Raw genomic sequence first — 20,607 nt, 5'->3', positions numbered from 1 at the left:
TAAACTACAAACCTTTAACCATAAACTTATATATTAACTACTGTTCCTATGTTTTCGCCTTCACAGATTTTCAATAAATTACCTTCTTTGTTCATATCAAAAACTACAATTGGCAATTTGTTTTCTTGACTCAAAGTAAATGCTGTGGTGTCCATAACATTCAATCCTTTGCTTAATACATCTTCAAATGTAATGTAGTCAAATTTTACAGCAGAAGCATTTTTTTCTGGATCAGAATCATACACACCATCTACGCGTGTTCCTTTTAAAATGACATCTGCGCTTACTTCGATACCTCTCAAAACGGCTGCAGTATCGGTTGTAAAATAGGGATTTCCTGTTCCAGCTCCAAAAATCACAATACGTCCTTTCTCTAAGTGACGATCGGCTCTTCTTTTGATATAAGGTTCTGCGATAGATTCCATTTTTAAAGCAGTCATCAAACGGGTTTTCATTCCGTTATCTTCTAATGCTCCTTGTAATGCCATTCCGTTGATTACAGTGGCTAGCATTCCCATATAATCACCTTGAACGCGATCCATTCCAGAACTTGCACCAGCAACACCTCTAAAAATGTTTCCTCCACCAATTACAATGGCTATTTCTACTCCTTTAGCATGCACTTTCTTAATTTCATGGGCATACTCAGCTAATCTTTTAGGATCAATTCCGTAGTTTAAATCGCCCATTAGCGCTTCACCACTTAATTTTAGAAGGATTCTTTTGTATTTCATTTGTCTGTTGAATTGTTTGGTGCAAATATAGCGATATTCTATTTTTTGTGAAATAGTGAGCCTTAAATATATAAATTAAGTTTTTCGTAACTTTTTTTTGCCGATTCGTAGCCAATTTTAAAAATGGCATCCATCTTACTTTTACTCGTTTCAAAGGTACTATAAGCACATAATTCCTCGGGTTCAATCAACCAATGACAATTATTGAATTTACTTAAACTTGAGTTAGCCGTTAGCAAATCAAAGGCTCTACTAGTAACTGACTTTATCGATGTCAAATCTTTGGCTTGAATTTTTTGCATAGGACTTACATATACACCTATCAAAAAGGCACATTTATCTTGAATTAATTCGGTTGGAAAATGATTCAAGATGCCGCCATCACTGTATAATTCGCCATTGATTTCATAGGGAGAAATGACTCCTGGAAAAGCACTTGAAGCTAAAATGGCGTCTATTGTTTTAGTATTGGCATCAAAAATAGTCAAATTTCCTTTTACCATATTGGTTGCAGTTATGTGAATGGGGATTTTCAAATCACCCAAAACGCTATCTTCGAAAATATCTATAAAATATTCTTTGAAGGATTCTGGGTCAATTAGCCCTGCTTTCGAAAAAGTAAAATGCTTCCAGTGGAAAAAGTAAATGGATTTAAAAAAATCCAGAATTTCTTTGGGTGTTTTTCCGCTTCCATATAAAGCAGCTACAATTGATCCAGCACTTGAACCAGAAATTTGCGTTGGATAAATGTTTTGTTCATTTAAAAACTGTAGAACTCCTGCATGGGCAATCCCTTTAGAACCGCCTCCTGATAATACCAAACCTATAGGTTTTGATTGTTGCATTATGAATGTGTATTTTGTTCTGATTTAGGTGATTTTTATCACAATAGTTTTGAACGGATATGTTTAATTTTGTCTAAAAATAATAATAAAATGAAAACATCAATTGCAAAAGCATTATTTCATAGTCATCCTTATACGAATTACAGAAAAATAGTTTCTGATTTACTAAAAGAAGGAAAATCATCTGGAAACGAACAAAGTGAAGATCTAACGCATTACAGCGCTCTAAACGAAACAAGAATGAATCGTTTAGATAAAACAATAAAAATTGATCCAGTCATTGCTGAACAACTAAAGGGATTGCAAAATGAATATATTTGGTTGGTTTTAGCCGAAGGATGGTGCGGTGATGCTGCCCAATTATTGCCAATTATGAACAAAATGGCTTTAGAAACCGATAAAATTGATTTAAAAATTGTCTTTAGAGATGAAAATGACGATTTAATGCAGCATTTTTTAACGAATGGAGGAAAAGCTATCCCTAAGTTGATTATTATTGATAAAGCTACTTCTGAGGTGGTTGGCGATTGGGGACCAAGACCAAAAGGAGCCAAAGATTTAATTTTGAATTACAAAAAAGAGCACGGTGTGGTTGATGAAACAGCCAAATCAGAGCTGCAATTATGGTATTTACATGATAAAGGAATAAGTACTCAAGAGGAAATTTTGGGTTTAATTACTGAATCTGTAGAGGTTTAATTAGTATTGTAAATTACTTTATGTCAAATAATTAACAAATATTTCTTATTTGTCAACTACTTCATTGTGGAATTTAATTAGTAAATTAGCAATGAATAACCCGATCTATCAAATTTAGTTTACTTTTTTTTGGTGTTTGAAATAGTGCTTATCATTCAAAAACACACACCTATGAAAAAGCTATTTGAAAAGTTTTATGACTTCTTTTCTTCAATGTTGTTTGGAGGAAAGACAACAATTCATTACTAACTTCGGTTTCGCCCCAGCTGTTAAAAGCTAAAAGTATGATTTAAAAGTACTTTGAATTTTAAGGAAAACACATCGCAAGTTCTAGAATAAGAAATTGTCATGTGTTTTTTTATGGTTTATCCTAAATGTTCTTCAAAAGTAGCTGGTGTTACAGCATTTTGAACATCATAATCTCCAATCTTGGTTCTTCGCAGAGCTGTTAAATGTGCTCCAGATTGCAAAGCTTGTCCAAAATCAAAGGCTAGAGATCGGATGTAAGTGCCTTTGCTGCAAACTACTCTAAAATCAACTTCTGGTAATGCAATTCTGGTGATTTCAAATTCGTGAATGGTGGTTTTTCTGCTTGCAATTTCAATAGTTTCTCCTGCTCTCGCGTGCTCGTACAAGCGTACACCATCTTTTTTTATGGCAGAAAAAATTGGTGGTTTTTGGTCAATCTCTCCTAGAAATTGTTCTACTGTTTCGTGTATCAACGCCTCAGTGATGTGTGTAGTTGAAAAGTGTTGGTCTACTTCGGTTTCTAAATCGTAGGATGGAGTAGTGGCTCCAATATGAAAAGTGCCTGTATATTCTTTGGCTTGCCCTTGTAATTCTGTTATGCGTTTGGTGAATTTACCAGTACAAATTAATAATAAACCAGAAGCCAATGGGTCTAAGGTTCCTGCATGACCAATCTTAAATTTTTTTGGCAATCCCACTTTGTTAATCAATAAATACTTCAACTTATTTACCGCTTGAAAAGAAGTAAAATGCAAGGGTTTATCGATTAAAAGAACTTGTCCTTCTAAATAGTCTTCGGGTGTCATTAAATGATGGTCAGAGGATGAATGAAAAAATGAATAATAAGCAAGACAATCCCTGCCAATATACGATAGTAACCAAATACTTTGAAACCATTTTTAGTCAAGAAACCAATGAAGGTTTTAATTGCCAATAAGGCTACTATGAAAGCCACGATATTACCAATAATCAAATAGTTTATTTGGTCGTCGCTCAAAACAAATCCGTCTTTATAATAGTCGTAACATTTTTTGACTGTAGCGCCCAACATCGTAGGAACAGCTAAGAAAAAAGAAAATTCAGCAGCAGAAGTACGGGATAATTTTTGCGACATTCCACCCACAATACTCGCTCCGCTTCTAGAAACTCCGGGAATCATTGCTAAACATTGAAACAAACCAATTTTGAAGGCTTGTTGATAGGTGATTTCTTTTTCGTTTTCTGTAGTAGTGTGATTGAACCACTCGTCCACTTTTAATAAAATAAAACCACCAATTAGCAATGACACTGCTACGGTAACTGGGTTTTCTAGTAAGCCATCAATAAAATCGCTTAATAGCAATCCCAAAACGACTGCAGGGATAAAAGCTACCAATAATTTGAAATAGAAATCTAAGGATTGGAAAAAGCGTTTGAAGTACAATATCACTACTGATAAAATCGCTCCCAATTGAATCACAATAGTGAATAATTTGGTAAAATCGTCATGCGCAATTCCAAAAAAAGACGAAGCAATAATCATATGCCCAGTCGAAGAAACAGGCAAAAATTCAGTAATTCCTTCAATGATTGCAAGGATGATTGCTTGTAGTGTATTCATTTTTATGTTTGTAAAATGGAGAAAAGCCAGTAACTATTTACTAATGACTAATTACTGTTTTTTAGGATTTTTAAGAATAGCATAAATAGTGATTCCAAAACCAATCAAAACGGTTGTTGGAGCCAAACGAATTCTTCTGAAGTCAAAAATAGCTTCACTAAAAACAGCAGGGTCATCACTACCACCGCCAGACATTAACAGAAACCCAAGGGCAATTACCGCAATACCTATTAATAGGATGATGTAGTTGGTTTTTTCAAAAAGGAATTCTTTTTTTATTTCGTTGTTTTTCATTTTATGGCAACTTAATGAATTATCGAATAGTTGTAACTGAATATTGAAGGACTAATATAAATCGTCTGTTCTTAGGTTCAAGAAACGTTGAGTAGCAAAGTACGTGCTCAACCAAGTGATTAAAACACCAAGACCAAATACGCCCAAAAGAATCACAGCAATGATTAATTTGTCTTCTAAAATTCCTAAATCTGGAAAGTTAGTTTCGATATAAATCAATAAAGAAATCAAAGCCACGATAGCCAAACCAGCTCCAATCATTCCTAATTTTATGCTTTTGATGACAAAAGGTTTACGGATAAAGGATTTGGTAGCGCCCACCATTTGCATTGTTTTGATGATAAAACGATTGGAATGAATCGACAAACGTAAGGAACTATTAATCAATAACACAGCGATTACCGTTAGAAAACCACTGATGATTAAAATCCACATACTGACTTTCTTGATGTTATCGTTAACCAAATTCACCAATTGTTTGTCATAAACGATATCAGAAATCATTGGGTTTTTACGGAAATGACTTTCAATTCTAGCGATGCTATCACGAACCACATAATCTGCTTTTAGGTTGATGTCGTAGGAATTTTGAAGTGGATTTTCTCCCAAGAAAGTAAGGAAATCTTCTCCAATAATGTCCGTGTGTTCTTTGGCTGCTTTTTCCTTGGAAACGTATACAAACTGTTTCGGGAATTTTGCAGCTTTTAATTCTTTTTCAAATGCCTGAAAAGTACTGTCAGTAGCTTCTTTTTTGAAGAAAACAGTCATCGCAATTTTTTCTCTAAAATCATCGGCTAATTTTTTAGAATTCACGATGAAAAGTCCCAATGTTCCCAATAGGAATAACACCAAAAAAACACTCAATACTACCGAAAAATAAGAGGAAATTAACCTGCGTTTTTGAAATTTGTCGAAGTTAGAACTCATAGCATACTTTAATTATGGCGTAAAAATAACAAACAAATTCTTTATTTGAAGTTAATAACGCCCAAACTTTCAACTTTCGTACAATAAATGTAAATTTGCGGCTCTAAAACCTCGAATCTTAATTTTTTTTTCAAACGATGATTAAAAAGATATTTAGCCTTTTTCTTTTTTTAATATATTTTAATGCTTCTTCTCAGGAAATTTCTTTTGGACCAGTAATAGGAGCTAATTTTTATGATATCGAAATTGTTGGTCCCATAATTGGGGGGGCAGGTGGAAGTTATTTTAACTTCGGAGGTTTCATGGATTATAAATTAAATGAAAGATTTGGTTTAAAATCACAAATCATATATGCTAATTCACAAGAAAACGAACATAGTAATTTTGAACCGTATAACACGGGAATTATTTTTGAGTCTTCTAAAATTAAAAATCTTCATTTGCATTTGCTTGGTAAATTTGATGTAAGAGGAGCGTATAATAAAGGTTTTTATTTAGTTGGAGGATTTAGAATAACTAAAGTTTTAGATGCTAAATCAGGTTTAAATCAAGATTTAGAATATTTCTACAAAAAAACAAACTTAGGTTTGTCAGTTGGCTTTGGAACAGTTTTTTTAAAGAATTTCAGTGCTGAATTTGTAGGGGATTACAGTTTGACTAAAACAATTGCCATTCCAGACAACAAATCTAAAAATTTTGGATTTTATTTTAATTTATCCTACAATTTAGCACCCTTAACTATTAAGAAATAATTTTAAACCCTTTAAGAACTTAATGTCTTTTGTAAAGGGAAATATATTAAAAGATGAAATACAATCCGAACGAAATCGAAGCCAAATGGCAACAATATTGGGCTGAAAACAAGACTTTTGCGGCGCAAAACAACTCTGATAAACCGAAATATTATGTTTTGGACATGTTTCCTTATCCATCAGGAGCGGGACTACACGTTGGACATCCTCTAGGGTACATCGCATCAGATGTGTATTCGCGTTTCAAAAGACATCAAGGTTTTAATGTGTTGCATCCAATGGGTTATGATAGTTTTGGATTACCTGCTGAACAATATGCGATACAAACGGGACAGCGTCCAGAAGATACTACACGTGTCAATATTGACGGAGGTTTAGATAAAGAGGGAAATGCAATTGCGGGTTATCGAAAACAATTGGATAAAATAGGTTTTTCATTCGATTGGGACAGAGAAGTGAGAACTTCCAATCCTGATTATTACAAACATACACAATGGATTTTTATCCAATTGTTCAATTCTTGGTACAATAACGAAACCGACAAAGCCGAAGATATTTCGACTTTGATAGCTATATTCGAAAAAGAAGGAAATGCTACTGTAAATGCTGTTTGTGATGACAATATCATTAGTTTTTCAGCAAGCGAATGGAACGCATTTTCATCTGATGAGCAACAAAAAATCTTATTACAATACCGATTGACCTATTTGGCGGAAACCGAAGTAAACTGGTGTCCTGGATTGGGAACGGTTTTGGCGAATGACGAAATTGTGAATGGCGTTTCGGAGCGTGGTGGTTATCCTGTTATTCGCAAGAAAATGACACAATGGAGTATGCGAATTTCTGCCTACGCCGAGCGTTTGTTGCAAGGATTAAACGAAATTGATTGGAGTGAAAGTATCAAAGAAAGTCAGAGAAACTGGATTGGAAAATCGGTGGGAGCGATGGTAACTTTCAATGTGCAAAATCACGAAGCAAGTATTGACGTATTTACAACCAGACCTGATACTATTTTCGGAGTAACGTTTATGACCTTGGCTCCAGAACATGAATTAGTTGCTCAAATCACAACTCCTGAACAAAAAGAAGCGGTAGATGCTTATATTGAAAAAACAGCAAAACGTTCCGAAAGAGAGCGTATGGCCGATGTGAAAACTATCTCGGGAGTGTTCACTGGTGCTTATGCAGAACATCCGTTCACCAAAGAACCAATTCCGGTTTGGATTGGCGATTATGTGTTGGCGGGTTACGGAACTGGAGCAGTAATGGCGGTACCTTGTGGAGACGAAAGAGATTATGCTTTTGCGAATTTCTTCAAAGGGCAAAACGGAATGCCAGCTATCAAAAATATTTTTGACCAAGACATTTCAGAAGCAGCTTATGGTGCCAAAGAAGGGTTTCAATTAATCGATTCTGATTTCTTGAACGGTTTAGGTTATAAAGAAGCGACTCAAAAAGTTATTGCTGAACTTGAAGCGATAGGTCAAGGTAAAGGAAAAATCAATTACCGTTTGCGTGATGCGGTTTTCTCCCGTCAACGCTATTGGGGTGAGCCTTTTCCTGTATATTATGTGAACGGATTGCCACAAATGATTGATGCCAAACATTTGCCAATCGTTTTACCAGAAGTAGAGAAATATTTACCAACCGAAGACGGATTGCCTCCGTTAGGAAATGCAACGACTTGGGCTTGGGATACTGTAAATAACAAAGTAGTTTCTAATGAGCTTATCTCCCCTCTTTCGGAGGGGTCGGGGGAGGCTACCATTTTTCCTTTAGAATTGAATACGATGCCAGGTTGGGCGGGAAGTTCTTGGTATTGGATGCGTTATATGGATGCGCAAAACGACACCGAGTTTGCTTCTGCCGATGCTTTGAAATATTGGGAAAGCGTGGATTTATACATTGGTGGAAGCGAACACGCGACAGGTCACTTGTTGTATTCTCGTTTTTGGAACAAATTCTTAAAAGACAAAGGTTTTGCGCCAACAGAAGAACCTTTCAAAAAACTGATTAATCAGGGGATGATTTTGGGAACGAGTGCTTTTATACAAGAAGTTAGAATTGAATCGTTTAGTATTTCAATTACAGATGTGAATGGAACAAATCAAGACATAAATAATACAGTAGATGATGATTTAGTCTATGTTTCAAAATCTCATAATATAGGGTCAAATGCAAATGATACATTAGGATTACTTAGAATGTTTATACTAAAGAAGTTTTGCGTAAATAATGAGATAAAATCTTATAGCGAGGCTGATATTTTTATACCGGCCTTTAATATAAGGAATATTCACGTCGATGTTAATTTTATAAATGCTTCTGATGAATTAGATATTGAAAAATTCAAAGCTTGGAGAGAAGATTATGCTGATGCAGAGTTTATTTTAGACGAGAACGGAAAATTTATCGTTGGTCGCGAAGTCGAAAAAATGTCGAAATCTAAATACAATGTAGTCACTCCAGACGATATTTGTGCAGAATACGGAGCGGATACCCTACGTTTGTATGAAATGTTCTTAGGGCCATTGGAGCAAGCCAAACCTTGGAATACGGCTGGAATTTCCGGAGTTTTTGGTTTCTTGAAAAAATTATGGCGTTTGTATTTTGATGAAAACGGTTTGATTGTAAACAACGACGAACCTACAAAAGACAACTTAAAATCATTACACAAAACCATCAAAAAAGTGGCAGAAGACATTGAAGGATTCTCTTTCAACACGTCAGTGTCTCAGTTTATGATTTGTGTAAATGAATTGTCTGCTCAAAACTGTCATTCTCGTGCCATTTTAGAGCCTTTGGCGGTTGTGATTTCGCCTTATGCGCCTCATATTGCCGAGGAATTATGGTCGTTGCTAGGTCACGAAGGTTCTATTGCAACTGTTCCGTTTCCAGTTTTTGACGCTCAACATTTGGTTGAAAGCGAGAAAGAATATCCAGTTTCTTTCAACGGAAAAATGCGTTTCACCATCAAATTGCCTTTGGATTTAACCAAAGAACAAATCGAGGAAATCGTAATGCAAGACGAAAGAACGTTGCATCAATTGGATGGAAAAACAGCAAATAAAATTATTGTTGTTCCTGGAAGGGTTATCAATTTTGTGATATAAAAAATCAACTTATAAATATTTAAAATCCAAATTTATCCTTAAATATAGGGGTGGATTTGGATTTTTTTTTTGTGTTTAAAACGCTTGCAAACACTGGGATTTGAAATTTTTTTATTGCTTTTTTTTTAAAATTTGTAACATTTTAATAGTTCACGTATCCAAAGGGCGGTACCGATTAAATAAACAACTTAAAACTATTTAAAATGAAAAAGTATATTGTAATTATCGCCCTTCTATTTTCTGCCTTATGTGTAAATGTTTTTGCTCAGACAAAATCATATCCTTTCGAAGTAATTAAAACTGGAAAAGGAAAACAAGCTATTCTATTTATTCCTGGATTTGCTTCTTCTGGAGAAGTATGGAATGAAACCAAAACAGCTTTCGAAAAAAATTTCACTTGTTATACGCTTACAATGGCTGGTTTTGCTGGCGCAAAACCACATCCAAGTCCTTCTTTTGAAAATTGGAAAGCAGGAATCGCGACTTACATTAAAACAAATAAAATTGAAAAACCAATTGTAATTGGTCACAGTATGGGTGGGGGATTGGCTCTGGCCTTAGCAGCAGATTATCCAGATTTAATTGGGAAAATTGTGGTGGTAGATGCGCTTCCGTGTTTGGCAGCTTTGAACAATGTTTCTTTTAAATCAAAAGAAAATAATGATTGTTCGCCAATGGTTGCACAAATGACAGCAATGAACGAAACGCAGTTTTATGAAATGCAAAAACAAGCGATGCCGAGACTCTTGCAAGATGCTTCAAAACTAGAAATGGTTATTGATTGGAGTGTAAAATCAGATAGAAAAACTTTTGCTCAAATGTATTGCGATTTCTTTAATACCGATTTGAGAGAAAGAATTTCGACTGTAAAATGTCCATCGCTAATTTTATTAGAATCTAATTTTATAAATTTAAAACCTGCAATCGAAGAACAATATAAAAACTTGAAAACAGCCAATTTTCAATATGCCAATAAAGGATTGCATTTTATTATGTACGACGATAAAGACTGGTATTTGATGCAATTAAACAATTTTATAAAATCGTAATAATGGAGTTTGAAGAAGTCTATAAAGCCTATTGGGACAGAATATTCAGGCTTTGTATGGGTTTTGTCAATGATTATGATGTCGCACAAGATTTAGCCCAAGAAACTTTTATAATTGTTTGGCAAAAGCTAGAAACTTTTAGAAATGAATCGAGTATTGGGACTTGGATTTTTAGAATTGCTTCTAATAATTGTTTAAGGCAGCTTGAAAAAGAAAAACGTTTTCAAAAATCAGATTTGCCAATTCATTTGACAGAAGAAAAACAAAAGTCCCTAGAACCACAAATTCAGTTTTTGTACAAATGTATTGCTGAGTTGCCAGAAACGGAACGTATTATTATTTCATTGGAATTAGAAGAGGTAAAGCAAGCAGAAATTGCCAAAATCGTTGGGCTTTCTGAAGCGAATGTTAGAGTGAAAATTCACAGAATAAAAGAAAAATTGACTCAAAAATTTAAAGAAAATGGACAGCAATAATATAGATTTTAAAGATTTATGGAAAAAACAAGCCGTAAGTCAGCCTGATATGGAAGATTTATTGTCGAGATTAAAAAAATTTAAAAAGGCAAATTTGAGAAGTCTATGGAGAACGAATCTACTTCTTTTTGCAACAATTGCTTTTATTCTGTTTGTGTGGTACTATTATCAGCCACAATTCGTTTCAAGTAAAATTGGAATCGTTCTGGCAATTGCCGCTATGGCGATGTATGTCTTAGTTTATAATCGCTCGCTAAACGATTTTAAAAATAGTGATACCACTCATACGAATCACGACTATTTGCAGCAACTTATAGCAATTAAAAAGAAACAACAATTCATGCAGTCTACAATATTGACCTGTTATTTTGTTTTGCTTTTTGTGGGTATATGTTTGTATATGTATGAATACGTTTCAAGAATGACTGTTTTTTATGCTGTGGTTACTTATGGTGTTACATTGCTTTGGATAGGATTTAACTGGTTTTATATTCGTCCGAAACAAATTAAAAAACAAGAAGATAAGATAAATAGTCTAATTGAAAAATTTGAAGAAGTAGACAAACAACTGTTGTAAATTTCAATTTGTAACTATTCAGGTTGTCGTGCTTTCAATTGGCTCCAGCTTTAGCTGGAGTTATTGGGATGGATTGTGTTGGCTTTAGCCAAATAAAAGCAGCTGATTTTGGCTAAAGCCTTTAAATATTTAAAATTTCACCCCTCGAACTAAAGTTGGAGGCAATTAATGTCCCAAAAAACTGAATAGTTACTTTAATTTTAGTTTTGAAAAAAATCCAAATTCCAATTTCACGATTGGAGTTTGGATTTTTTTATAGAATATTTAACTCGTGTCAAAATGGCATTTTTGGAGTTTGGTTCGTAAATTGTTGTCAATAACAGGAACTAAAAAAAGATAAACTAAAAAACAAAAATATGGGAAGTGGTTATTTGATTTTGGCTGGAGCCATTATGCTTTTCAGCTGGTTAGTGAGTTCAAGATTGAAGAGTAAATTTGAACACTATTCTAAATTACAATTGCAAAACGGTATGTCCGGTGCAGAGATTGCTCAAAAAATGCTCGCAGATAATGGGATTTATGATGTTCGTGTCATTTCGACTCCAGGACAATTAACAGACCATTACAATCCAGTAGATAAAACGGTCAATTTGAGTGAGGCGGTATACAATCAGCGTAATGCGGCAGCTGCTGCTGTAGCGGCGCACGAATGTGGTCATGCTGTACAACATGCTGTGGGGTACGAATGGTTGCAAATGCGTTCTAAGTTGGTACCTGTTGTAAGTGTTGCTTCTGGATTTGTGCAATGGATTTTGTTGGCAGGAATTCTAATGATTAAAACCTTTCCGAGCTTGTTGCTGATTGGGATTGTGATTTTTGCAGCCACCACTTTGTTTTCAATTGTTACTTTGCCAGTAGAATATGATGCTAGCAATCGCGCCTTGGCTTGGTTGAAAAATAAGAACATGCTCAATCGTGCCGAGTATGATGGAGCCGAAGATTCCTTAAAATGGGCAGCTAGAACCTATGTAGTAGCGGCTTTAGGGTCTATAGCGACTTTGTTGTACTATGTTTCTATCTATTTGGGCGGTAGAAGGGAGTAAAAGAAAAATTCCAAAACAGAACATTTAAATTCCAATCTCGAAGTCTTGAGGTTGGATTTTTTTTTACTTGAATTTGGAATTTGGAATTTGAAATTTGGGATTTGGAATTTGGGATTTGGAATTTGGAATTTGGAATTTGAGATTTTTAGAGTTGTATTTGTCGTTCTATTTGTTGCTCTAGCGAAATAAACGTTTCGGTTCTAGAAACACCTTCTATAGTCTGGATTTTTGAATTCAAAAGCTGCATTAAGTGTTCATTGTCTCGGCAAATGATTTTAATCAAAATGGACCAGTTACCAGTGGTGTAATGGCATTCGAGTACTTCTGGAATTTTTTTTAAATCTTTTACCGCTTCTGAATTTCGGGCAGCTTTATCGAGATAAACACCTACAAAAGCCATCGTATTGTAGCCTAATACTTTGTGGCTGACAGTGAACTTAGAACCAGAAATCACTCCGGATTGTTCGAGTTTTCGCAAGCGTTGATGGATAGCGGCTCCCGAAATCCCAATTTTGTTGGCGATTTGCAAAATGGGTTTTCTAGCATCTTCCATAAGGTAGCGCAAAATTTCTTTGTCGATTCCGTCAATTTCAACTATAAGAGAATTGATTTTCATGTTATAATTTTTAACTAAAATAATGATTTTAGTTTAGATTTGAAATTAAAATCAAATTTGAGGGTATAAAAAAATCCAAATTCCGTTTTAATTGGAATTTGGATTTTGTATTTTGGAATTAAGATGTATTATTTTCCTTTGTTAACCTCTGCGATGTATTTTTCTAAAGCCATAGTCATTGAAGGTGTTCCTGGAGTTGGTGCCATAATGTCTACTCGCAACCCACAATCTAAAGCTTCTTTTTGAGTAGTGCTCCCGAAAACAGCAATTCTTGTATTGTTTTGCTCAAAATCTGGGAAGTTTTTGTATAATGATTTGATTCCAGTTGGACTGAAAAAAGCCAAAACATCGTAATAAACATCGGCCAAATCAGATAAGTCACTCATTACAGTTTTGTAAAAAGTAGCTGGAGTCCAATCTACTTTCAGTGCGTTCAATGTTACAGGAATATCTGCATTCAATTGATCTGATGCGGGTAATAAGAATTTTTCGTCTTTGTATTTTTTGATAAGCGGAGATAAATCGGCGAAATCTTTTGGTCCAACGTAGATTTTACGTTTTCTGTACACTACATATTTTTGAAGGTAAAAAGCAATGGCTTCTGATTGACAAAAATATTTTAAATCTTCGGGAACTTTGTATCGCATTTCTTCGGCCACTCTAAAAAAGTGATCTACCGCATTACGACTGGTTAAAATAATGGCGCTGTAATTGTGTAGGTCGATTTTTTGCAATCGAATTTCTTTTGCGCTGACTCCTTCTACATGAATAAAAGGCCTGAAATCAATTTTTACTTTATGCTTTTGTTGCAACTCAAAGTAAGGAGAGTTCTCTACTTTAGGTTCTGGTTGTGACACCAAAATTGTTTTCACTTTCATAGTTGATATTGTCTAAGTATTCCCTTTTGTAAACCAATAATACATAAAATAATAGGGTGCTATTTCAAGTGCGCAAAGATATAAAATAAAATAAAACAATTTACCCATAATTAAACTTTGGTAGTTTTTTATTGTGAGCAAATAAGTGAAGAGGTTTATTATCAATGCGATAGTGAAGATTGGTAAAAAAATGTTTTTTGAAAAGGTGTCAAAATAATATAGAATTAAATCGATAGGTAAGATAATTAGCCCAATGTAAGTACGATAGGTGACTTTTTTAAGATTGAACTGCTCCATAAATTCTTCGATTTTGAACGCAGTAGCAATAATCTTCTCAATCAAGAATTTAGCCAAAATAAAATAGGTGATAAAAGTAAATAATTGAATGAACAGCATCCAATCCGATTTTGAAGCACGACCATAATAGCTCAAAAATAGTTGAAGAAAAAAAGAGAATGAAATGATTTGGACCACAAAAAGCGCTATGGTAAAACCACTCATTAAATGGCTACTATCGCGATACATTTTGATGTACTTGTCCGAATAAATTAATTTGGTAAAATCATTAAATCGATTTTCAAAGACCGATTTGGTCAAAGCAATTAATATTAAAGAAAGGACAAAAAGTGCTGTTGCCCAGTCTTTGTTCTCTATTATTCTCGGGTGAAGTACAGGATCCATCATAGCCAACAAAATTACTAATTTTTTGTTTGAATCTTTTTATTATAGATTTATTATGAATCAAATGCTATAAAAAGTTTACTTTTGCCTTGAAATTGCTACAAATATGAACGATAGTATTGTTATAATTCCAACCTATAACGAAATTGAGAATGTCGAAAAAATCATTCGAGCTACACTTTCTCAGCACAAATCTTTTCATATTCTAATTATAGATGATAATTCACCCGATCACACTGCTGACAAGGTGACTTTGCTTCAAGAAGAATATCCAGGAAGATTATTTTTAGAAAAAAGAAAAGAAAAATCAGGTCTTGGAACGGCATATGTTCACGGATTCAAGTGGGCGTTACAACACAAGTATCAGTTCATTTTTGAAATGGATGCTGATTTCTCTCATAATCCAAATGATTTAGAAAAATTATACGATGCTTGTCATTTTGGCGGAGCAGATTTAGCCATTGGTTCTCGATATGTAACGGGAGTGAATGTGGTCAACTGGCCTTTGAGTCGTGTTTTGATGTCGTATTTTGCTTCTGTTTACGTTAGAATGATCACTGGAATGAAAATTCACGATGCTACAGCGGGTTTTGTTTGTTACAAAAGAGAAGTTTTAGAAAGCATTGATATTGATAGAATAAAGTTTGTAGGCTATGCTTTTCAAATTGAAATGAAATACAGAACGTACTGCAATAAATTTGAAATCACCGAAGTTCCAATTATTTTTACGGATCGAACCAAAGGGGTTTCCAAAATGAGTAACTCCATTATTATAGAAGCTGTTTTTGGAGTAATTTCACTCCGACTCCGACAATTAATCAAAAGACTTTAAAAACATAAAAGATGAATAAGATTTTAATAAAGAATGCTAAGATTGTAAATGAGGGGACCATTTTTGAAGGCGATTTATTAATTGAAAATGATTTGATTGTAGAAATTGCAGAAACAATTAGTCCAAAGTCATCCGATTGTAAAATTATTGATGCCGAAGGAAACTATTTGATTCCTGGTGCTATCGATGATCAGGTGCACTTTAGAGAGCCAGGTCTTATCCACAAAGGCGATATTGAATCTGAATCTAGAGCAGCTGTAGCTGGTGGAATAACTTCATTCATAGAGCAACCCAACACTGTTCCAAATGCTGTAACTCAAGAATTATTAGAACAAAAATACCAAATTGCAGCGGAGTCTTCTTTTGCCAACTATTCATTTATGATGGGGGGAACCAACGATAATTTGGAGGAAATCTTAAAGACAAATCCGCGAAATGTTGCTGGACTTAAACTCTTTTTGGGTTCTTCAACTGGAGATATGTTGGTAGATAGTACCGCTTCATTAGAGAAAATCTTCTCAAGTACCAAATTGCTAATCGCTGTACATTGTGAAGATGAAAGTACTGTGAAATCGAATTTAGCCAAATATAAAGAACAATACGGTGATGATATTCCAGTGGAGTGCCATCCGTTAATTCGTACTGAAGAGGCTTGTTATTTATCGTCATCTCGAACTGTAGAATTGGCCAAGAAAACTGGAGCAAGATTACACGTTTTTCACATCTCTACTGCTAAGGAGTTAGATTTGTTTACCAATAAAATTCCATTGTCTGAGAAAATGATTACTGCTGAAGTATGTATTCACCACTTATGGTTTTCGGACGAAGATTATAAAACCAAAGGAAACTTTATCAAATGGAATCCAGCAGTTAAAACAGCCAATGACCGCGAAGCTTTATGGAAAGCGGTAAATGATGGAAGAATTGATGTAATTGCTACAGATCACGCTCCTCATACATTAGAGGAAAAAAGCCAAGTGTATACCAAAGCCCCTTCTGGCGGACCGTTGGTACAACACGCAGTAGTGGCTATGTTTGAAGCCTATCATCAAGGAAAAATCACTATCGAAAAAATTGTGGAGAAAATGTGCCACAATCCTGCATCCCTTTTCAAAATTGAGAAAAGAGGTTTTATTAAAGTGGGGTATTATGCCGATTTAGCCATTGTGAATGCAGGCTTGCCATGGAGTGTAAAAAAAGAAAATATTTTAGCTAAATGTGGTTGGTCTCCTTTTGAAGGTTATACCTTCAAATCTAGAATTACCCACACTTTTGTAAACGGTCAATTGGTGTACCAAGGATTTAAAGTAAGTCCAAAGAAAGCTGGTAAACGATTATTATTTGATAGATAAAATGAAAAAAGGAATCCTATTTTTTGCACTCTTAGTTTCATTCGTTGGATGTCGAAAAGAAGAAACAGTCAAAACTCCCAAAAAGTTGATTGACAAAGCGGTTATGGTCAATGTTTTTTATGATTTGGCCTTGCTGGAGGCTTCAAAATACCAAATGATGTCTAAAACGGAGTACCAAAAAATTTCGCCTAAAGAATTCATTTTTAAAAAATACAAAATCGATAGTGCTCAGTTTTCGCAGAGTAATATTTATTATGCCTCTTCTATTGAGGAGTATAAAGCTATGTTTGAGCAGGTGCAGAAACGACTGCAAGCCAATAGTGATAAAATGGACACCATTATAAAACGTAAGCAAGAAAAATTAAAGTTAAACTCCAAAACCCATTCAAAAAGTAGAGCCGAAAAATTAGCACAATAACTTAAAACGTAGGTGCAATCTCTTGAATGTAAGTTTTTATGTTCGTAAAAGTAGGCTCTAATTGGGAAACGATTTTCTGGTTGCTGTAAGGTATTGCAGAATGCGAAGCTTTGGCAGTTACACGACTAAAAGTACGTTTTTTGATGGATAAGAATGCTAAAAGCGCATCTATTTTCCAAGCAATAGTAGTAAGTAAAGGACTGGCATATCGTGTCGGTCTTTTTACTTTTAAGGCATCAGCGATAGTAAAAAAAACATCTTTGAAGACTAAATTTTCGGCAATCAAAGTGAATCTTTCGTTGCAACAATCGCTTTTCATTAAGCGGTACATAGTAGTTATGACATCTGGAATAGCGATGAAAGCCGTAGTTCCTAAAGTATGGTAAGACAATCCTTTTTTTATAGTAGTAAACAAAGTCCCACTTCCTTGCGATGGAAAGCCTGGACCTAAAATCACACCTGGATTTACAATAATCACCTTCAGTCCTTCTTGCTGACCGCGCCAAATTTCCATTTCGGCACCGTATTTTGAAATAGCATAATCGCTATGCGGTTTTTCTGGATTCCATTCGGTGGTTTCGGTGATTTCTGTTTCGTGAGGGGCTAAGTCGCCCAATGCGGCAATCGAACTCACAAAACATAATTTTTCAGTTTTTTTTGCCAAACAAAAATTGACAATATTGGCGGTTCCTTCGATATTCGTTTTTCGGATGGCGTCTTCGTCTTTGGGGTCAAAGGAAATCAAAGCAGCACAATGATACACTTGTTTTATGTTTTGGAATGCCATCTCAAGAGAAGGAATATCCAAAATATCTCCTGGTATCCATTCAATTGCACCAAACAAATGCTCTTTTTGGTAATGGCTAAATAGCGCTTTGGTTTTAGCACAATTTGCTTCTGTTCGATAGATTGCTCGAACTTGTTCTCCATTTTCTATCAAATGAAGTAATAAATGTGCGCCAACTAAGCCAGTTCCTCCTGTTACTAATATCATATGGGCAAATATACTATTTTGACTCATAACTCAAATTGTCATTGCCATCGAAATTGTTATCTTTGTCAAAATTGAAAAAAAATGAAGAATTTTATTGAAGAAGTGACTTGGAGAGGAATGCTCCACGATGTTATGCCAGGCACCGAAGAACATTTGTTGGAGCAAATGCGTGTGGCATATGTGGGTATTGACCCAACTGCCGATTCATTGCATATTGGTCATTTAGTAGGCGTGATGCTATTGAAACATTTTCAGTTAGCTGGACATAAACCATTGGCTTTGGTTGGTGGTGCCACTGGAATGATTGGAGACCCATCTGGGAAATCAAATGAGAGAAATTTATTAGACGAAGCCACTTTACGTCATAATCAAGAAGCGATAAAAGGTCAATTGGCTCGTTTCTTAGATTTTACTTCGAATGCTGACAATGCTGCCGAATTGGTGAACAACTATGACTGGATGAAAGAATTTTCGTTTCTGGATTTCATTCGCGATATCGGAAAGCACATTACAGTGAATTATATGATGGCGAAAGATTCGGTAAAAAAACGTTTGTCCTCAGAAGCAGCCGAGGGAATGTCTTTCACGGAGTTTACCTATCAGTTGGTGCAAGGCTATGATTTCTTGCATTTATACAAAGCCAAAGGTTGTACCCTACAAATGGGAGGAAGTGACCAATGGGGAAATATAACCACAGGAACCGAGTTGGTTCGAAGAAAAGAAGGAGGGAAAGCTTATGCTCTAACTTGTCCTTTGATTACTAAAGCTGATGGAACTAAGTTTGGAAAATCCGAAGGAGGAAATATCTGGTTGGATGCCGCTAGAACTTCTCCATATAAATTCTACCAATATTGGTTGAATACTTCTGATGTTGACGCCGAGAAATACATCAAGATTTTTACATTTTTGACTAAAGAAGCCATCGAGGAGTTGACGTTGCAACATAGAGAAGCACCGCATTTGCGTTTGTTACAAAAGAAATTAGCCGAGGAAATCACGATTATGGTGCATTCTAAGGAAGATTTAGAAAATGCGATTAAAGCTTCTGGAATTTTGTTTGGAAATGCCACGGCTGATGACTTAAAACAATTAGATGAAGCCACATTCTTAGAAGTTTTTGATGGTGTTCCTCAGGCAGAAATTGCAAAAAATGAAGTGGAAGTTGGCTTGGATATCATTACAGTTTTGAATGAAAAAACTGGTTTCTTTAAATCGAATGGTGAAGCGAGAAGAGCTTTGACGGCCAATTCTATTTCGGTTAATAGAGAAAAAGTAAAAGAAGATTTTGTCTTGACAGCCAATGATTTAATCAACGATAGATTCGTTTTGTTACAAAGTGGTAAGAAAAATTATTTTGTGATTAGAGTGGTGTAACACCCAAAATTTATACATTAAAAAGTCTGCAATTTTTATTGCGGACTTTTTTGTTTACACTACCATCAAATTACACCCACGAATATCCGAATTGTCAAAACGACCTAGCACTTCAAAAGTACCGTTAGCGTATTTTTTACCCAAATCTTGAGTAGCAATAAAAGAGCAGGAATTGCGATTGGCCAAATCAATTACGTTGATTCCTCCAGTCTTTCCGTTGGTTATATAGCTTAAAGCATCTTCGGTATCTCGAATAAGTATTTGCATCCAAGAAGGGCATTCAAATATGCCTTCTCCAAGCGAATATGCTTGTGAGAGTAATTCGGTCATCCCGTATTCTGAATGAATGCTAGAAACTCCAAAACCAGCGCATAATTGTTGGTGTAATTCTTCGCGTATCATTTCTTTGCGCTTGCCTTTCATACCGCCCGTTTCCATAATGATGGTGTTTTGGAGCTGGAATTTTCTTTTTTCAATCAAGTCCAATAAGGCATAGGTAACACCAATTAAAATCACATTTTGTCCCTGACTATCCAATTCGATTAACTTTTCTATTAGTTCTTCGTGATTGTTGAGGTAAAAGCCACTTTCGGGTTGATTGGATAACTGAATCAAATCTTCGACCATATAAATCAAAGAGGAGCCTTCGCGTTCTAAATAAGAAGGTAAAAGCGCTAAAACGACATAATTTTCAATATTGCCATAAAATTGAGAAAATCCTCTACGATAACTTTCTTCATAAAGGGAAACATCAGTAACAAGGTGTTGGCTGGTGGTCATACCTGTAGTTCCACTGCTTGTAAAAATAGCTTGAGGAGCTTCGTTATTGCTCACAACTGTATGGCTTTTGAAAAACTGAATGGGTAAAAACGGAATTTGTTGCAATGTTTTTACCTTTTGCACATTAGTATGTAGTAAATCACAAAATTCTTGATAAACCAAGTTGTTTTCGTATTGGTAACGAAACGTTTTTAAAGCGATTTTTTCAAATTGCTTTTGGTTGGAAATCGAAAAAAGATCAGAATTTGAGACCAATGCAGTATTTTTTTGGCAAAGGTATACTTTTTTGCTCTTTTATGAGTTTATAATCAAAGTGGAGTAGAC

22 protein-coding genes are annotated in these 20,607 nt (G+C 34.9%); 11 read left to right on the top strand and 11 right to left on the bottom strand.

What is annotated here, in order from left to right:
* Positions 1 to 26: 26 nt before the first annotated feature.
* Both pyrH and ACSVH9_RS09510 read right to left on the bottom strand, forming a co-directional pair.
* Positions 27 to 734: a UMP kinase gene (gene pyrH / locus ACSVH9_RS09515; protein ID WP_315143351.1), complete on the bottom strand. Its 708-nt coding sequence runs from the start codon at positions 732 to 734 to the stop codon at positions 27 to 29.
* 62 nt (positions 735 to 796) lie between these two features.
* On the bottom strand, positions 797 to 1,579 hold the full coding sequence (locus ACSVH9_RS09510; RefSeq protein ID WP_438063514.1) for a patatin-like phospholipase family protein: 783 nt from the start codon (positions 1,577 to 1,579) through the stop codon (positions 797 to 799).
* Between the two features lie 90 nt (positions 1,580 to 1,669).
* Here ACSVH9_RS09510 and ACSVH9_RS09505 point away from each other — a divergent pair, with 90 nt between their 5' ends.
* Positions 1,670 to 2,278 (top strand): thioredoxin family protein, encoded by a 609-nt coding sequence (locus tag ACSVH9_RS09505; RefSeq protein WP_438063513.1) that lies wholly within the window; start codon positions 1,670 to 1,672, stop codon positions 2,276 to 2,278.
* A 365-nt stretch (positions 2,279 to 2,643) separates the two neighbouring features.
* Here the strand turns inward: ACSVH9_RS09505 and truB are convergent, their stop codons facing one another.
* The 4 genes from truB to ACSVH9_RS09485 are packed head-to-tail and all read right to left on the bottom strand — an operon-like array spanning position 2,644 to position 5,348.
* Complete coding sequence (gene truB, locus ACSVH9_RS09500; RefSeq protein WP_438063512.1) at positions 2,644 to 3,333, bottom strand: tRNA pseudouridine(55) synthase TruB; 690 nt, start codon at positions 3,331 to 3,333, stop codon at positions 2,644 to 2,646.
* Positions 3,333 to 4,127: an undecaprenyl-diphosphate phosphatase gene (locus tag ACSVH9_RS09495; RefSeq protein WP_159689878.1), complete on the bottom strand. Its 795-nt coding sequence runs from the start codon at positions 4,125 to 4,127 to the stop codon at positions 3,333 to 3,335. The genes truB and ACSVH9_RS09495 overlap by 1 nt, the downstream gene beginning before the upstream one ends.
* A gap of 51 nt (positions 4,128 to 4,178) precedes the next feature.
* Entirely contained in the window at positions 4,179 to 4,421 is a 243-nt protein-coding gene (locus tag ACSVH9_RS09490) for a DUF3098 domain-containing protein (protein WP_159689881.1), read from the bottom strand.
* A 51-nt stretch (positions 4,422 to 4,472) separates the two neighbouring features.
* Positions 4,473 to 5,348, bottom strand: a complete 876-nt coding sequence (locus tag ACSVH9_RS09485; protein WP_064715686.1) for a cell division protein FtsX — start codon at positions 5,346 to 5,348, stop codon at positions 4,473 to 4,475.
* Positions 5,349 to 5,485: 137 nt separating this feature from the next.
* On the opposite strand from ACSVH9_RS09485, the gene ACSVH9_RS09480 reads away from it, so the two are divergent.
* The 6 genes from ACSVH9_RS09480 to ACSVH9_RS09455 all read left to right on the top strand — a co-directional run bounded on the left by ACSVH9_RS09480 (position 5,486) and on the right by ACSVH9_RS09455 (position 12,358).
* The gene (locus ACSVH9_RS09480) at positions 5,486 to 6,100 is read left to right on the top strand and encodes an outer membrane beta-barrel protein (protein ID WP_438063511.1); all 615 of its coding nucleotides are present in this window, start codon (positions 5,486 to 5,488) and stop codon (positions 6,098 to 6,100) included.
* Between the two features lie 53 nt (positions 6,101 to 6,153).
* Positions 6,154 to 9,213 carry a leucine--tRNA ligase gene (locus ACSVH9_RS09475; protein ID WP_438063510.1) on the top strand — a complete coding sequence of 1,020 codons (3,060 nt, stop codon included), beginning with the start codon at positions 6,154 to 6,156 and terminating at the stop codon, positions 9,211 to 9,213.
* A gap of 203 nt (positions 9,214 to 9,416) precedes the next feature.
* Complete coding sequence (locus ACSVH9_RS09470) at positions 9,417 to 10,262, top strand: alpha/beta fold hydrolase (protein ID WP_438063509.1); 846 nt, start codon at positions 9,417 to 9,419, stop codon at positions 10,260 to 10,262.
* Positions 10,263 to 10,264: 2 nt separating this feature from the next.
* Positions 10,265 to 10,738, top strand: coding sequence for an RNA polymerase sigma factor (locus ACSVH9_RS09465; protein WP_438063508.1), 474 nt, complete (start codon positions 10,265 to 10,267; stop codon positions 10,736 to 10,738).
* On the top strand, positions 10,725 to 11,315 hold the full coding sequence (locus ACSVH9_RS09460) for a hypothetical protein (protein ID WP_438063507.1): 591 nt from the start codon (positions 10,725 to 10,727) through the stop codon (positions 11,313 to 11,315). Before ACSVH9_RS09465 ends, ACSVH9_RS09460 begins: the two co-directional genes overlap by 14 nt.
* A gap of 356 nt (positions 11,316 to 11,671) precedes the next feature.
* Positions 11,672 to 12,358, top strand: coding sequence for a zinc metallopeptidase (locus ACSVH9_RS09455; protein WP_438063506.1), 687 nt, complete (start codon positions 11,672 to 11,674; stop codon positions 12,356 to 12,358).
* A 145-nt stretch (positions 12,359 to 12,503) separates the two neighbouring features.
* Here the strand turns inward: ACSVH9_RS09455 and ACSVH9_RS09450 are convergent, their stop codons facing one another.
* From ACSVH9_RS09450 to ACSVH9_RS09440, 3 genes are all read right to left on the bottom strand, one after another.
* Positions 12,504 to 12,974: an Lrp/AsnC family transcriptional regulator gene (locus ACSVH9_RS09450; protein WP_300977672.1), complete on the bottom strand. Its 471-nt coding sequence runs from the start codon at positions 12,972 to 12,974 to the stop codon at positions 12,504 to 12,506.
* A gap of 128 nt (positions 12,975 to 13,102) precedes the next feature.
* Complete coding sequence (locus ACSVH9_RS09445) at positions 13,103 to 13,852, bottom strand: uroporphyrinogen-III synthase (RefSeq protein WP_438063505.1); 750 nt, start codon at positions 13,850 to 13,852, stop codon at positions 13,103 to 13,105.
* Between the two features lie 12 nt (positions 13,853 to 13,864).
* Positions 13,865 to 14,536: a DUF4271 domain-containing protein gene (locus ACSVH9_RS09440; protein ID WP_438063504.1), complete on the bottom strand. Its 672-nt coding sequence runs from the start codon at positions 14,534 to 14,536 to the stop codon at positions 13,865 to 13,867.
* A gap of 103 nt (positions 14,537 to 14,639) precedes the next feature.
* Between ACSVH9_RS09440 and ACSVH9_RS09435 the strand changes: the two genes are divergently transcribed.
* The 3 genes from ACSVH9_RS09435 to ACSVH9_RS09425 are packed head-to-tail and all read left to right on the top strand — an operon-like array spanning position 14,640 to position 17,135.
* Positions 14,640 to 15,365 carry a polyprenol monophosphomannose synthase gene (locus tag ACSVH9_RS09435; protein WP_438063503.1) on the top strand — a complete coding sequence of 242 codons (726 nt, stop codon included), beginning with the start codon at positions 14,640 to 14,642 and terminating at the stop codon, positions 15,363 to 15,365.
* An 11-nt stretch (positions 15,366 to 15,376) separates the two neighbouring features.
* Positions 15,377 to 16,717 carry a dihydroorotase gene (locus ACSVH9_RS09430; RefSeq protein WP_438063502.1) on the top strand — a complete coding sequence of 447 codons (1,341 nt, stop codon included), beginning with the start codon at positions 15,377 to 15,379 and terminating at the stop codon, positions 16,715 to 16,717.
* Position 16,718: 1 nt separating this feature from the next.
* Positions 16,719 to 17,135 carry a DUF4296 domain-containing protein gene (locus ACSVH9_RS09425; RefSeq protein ID WP_438063501.1) on the top strand — a complete coding sequence of 139 codons (417 nt, stop codon included), beginning with the start codon at positions 16,719 to 16,721 and terminating at the stop codon, positions 17,133 to 17,135.
* A gap of 1 nt (position 17,136) precedes the next feature.
* Here the strand turns inward: ACSVH9_RS09425 and ACSVH9_RS09420 are convergent, their stop codons facing one another.
* Positions 17,137 to 18,129, bottom strand: a complete 993-nt coding sequence (locus ACSVH9_RS09420) for an NAD-dependent epimerase/dehydratase family protein (RefSeq protein WP_438063500.1) — start codon at positions 18,127 to 18,129, stop codon at positions 17,137 to 17,139.
* An 81-nt stretch (positions 18,130 to 18,210) separates the two neighbouring features.
* On the opposite strand from ACSVH9_RS09420, the gene tyrS reads away from it, so the two are divergent.
* Complete coding sequence (gene tyrS, locus ACSVH9_RS09415) at positions 18,211 to 19,503, top strand: tyrosine--tRNA ligase (RefSeq protein ID WP_438063499.1); 1,293 nt, start codon at positions 18,211 to 18,213, stop codon at positions 19,501 to 19,503.
* Positions 19,504 to 19,557: 54 nt separating this feature from the next.
* Here the strand turns inward: tyrS and ACSVH9_RS09410 are convergent, their stop codons facing one another.
* Positions 19,558 to 20,538 (bottom strand): acyl transferase, encoded by a 981-nt coding sequence (locus ACSVH9_RS09410; RefSeq protein WP_438063498.1) that lies wholly within the window; start codon positions 20,536 to 20,538, stop codon positions 19,558 to 19,560.
* Between the last annotated feature and the right edge of the window lie 69 nt (positions 20,539 to 20,607).

The organism is Flavobacterium sp. RSSB_23, from assembly GCF_051547145.1.
In the GTDB taxonomy this organism is placed as follows: domain Bacteria; phylum Bacteroidota; class Bacteroidia; order Flavobacteriales; family Flavobacteriaceae; genus Flavobacterium.
The sequence above is the reverse complement of the archived record's forward strand: the minus strand, read 5'-3'. Positions and strand labels throughout refer to the sequence as shown.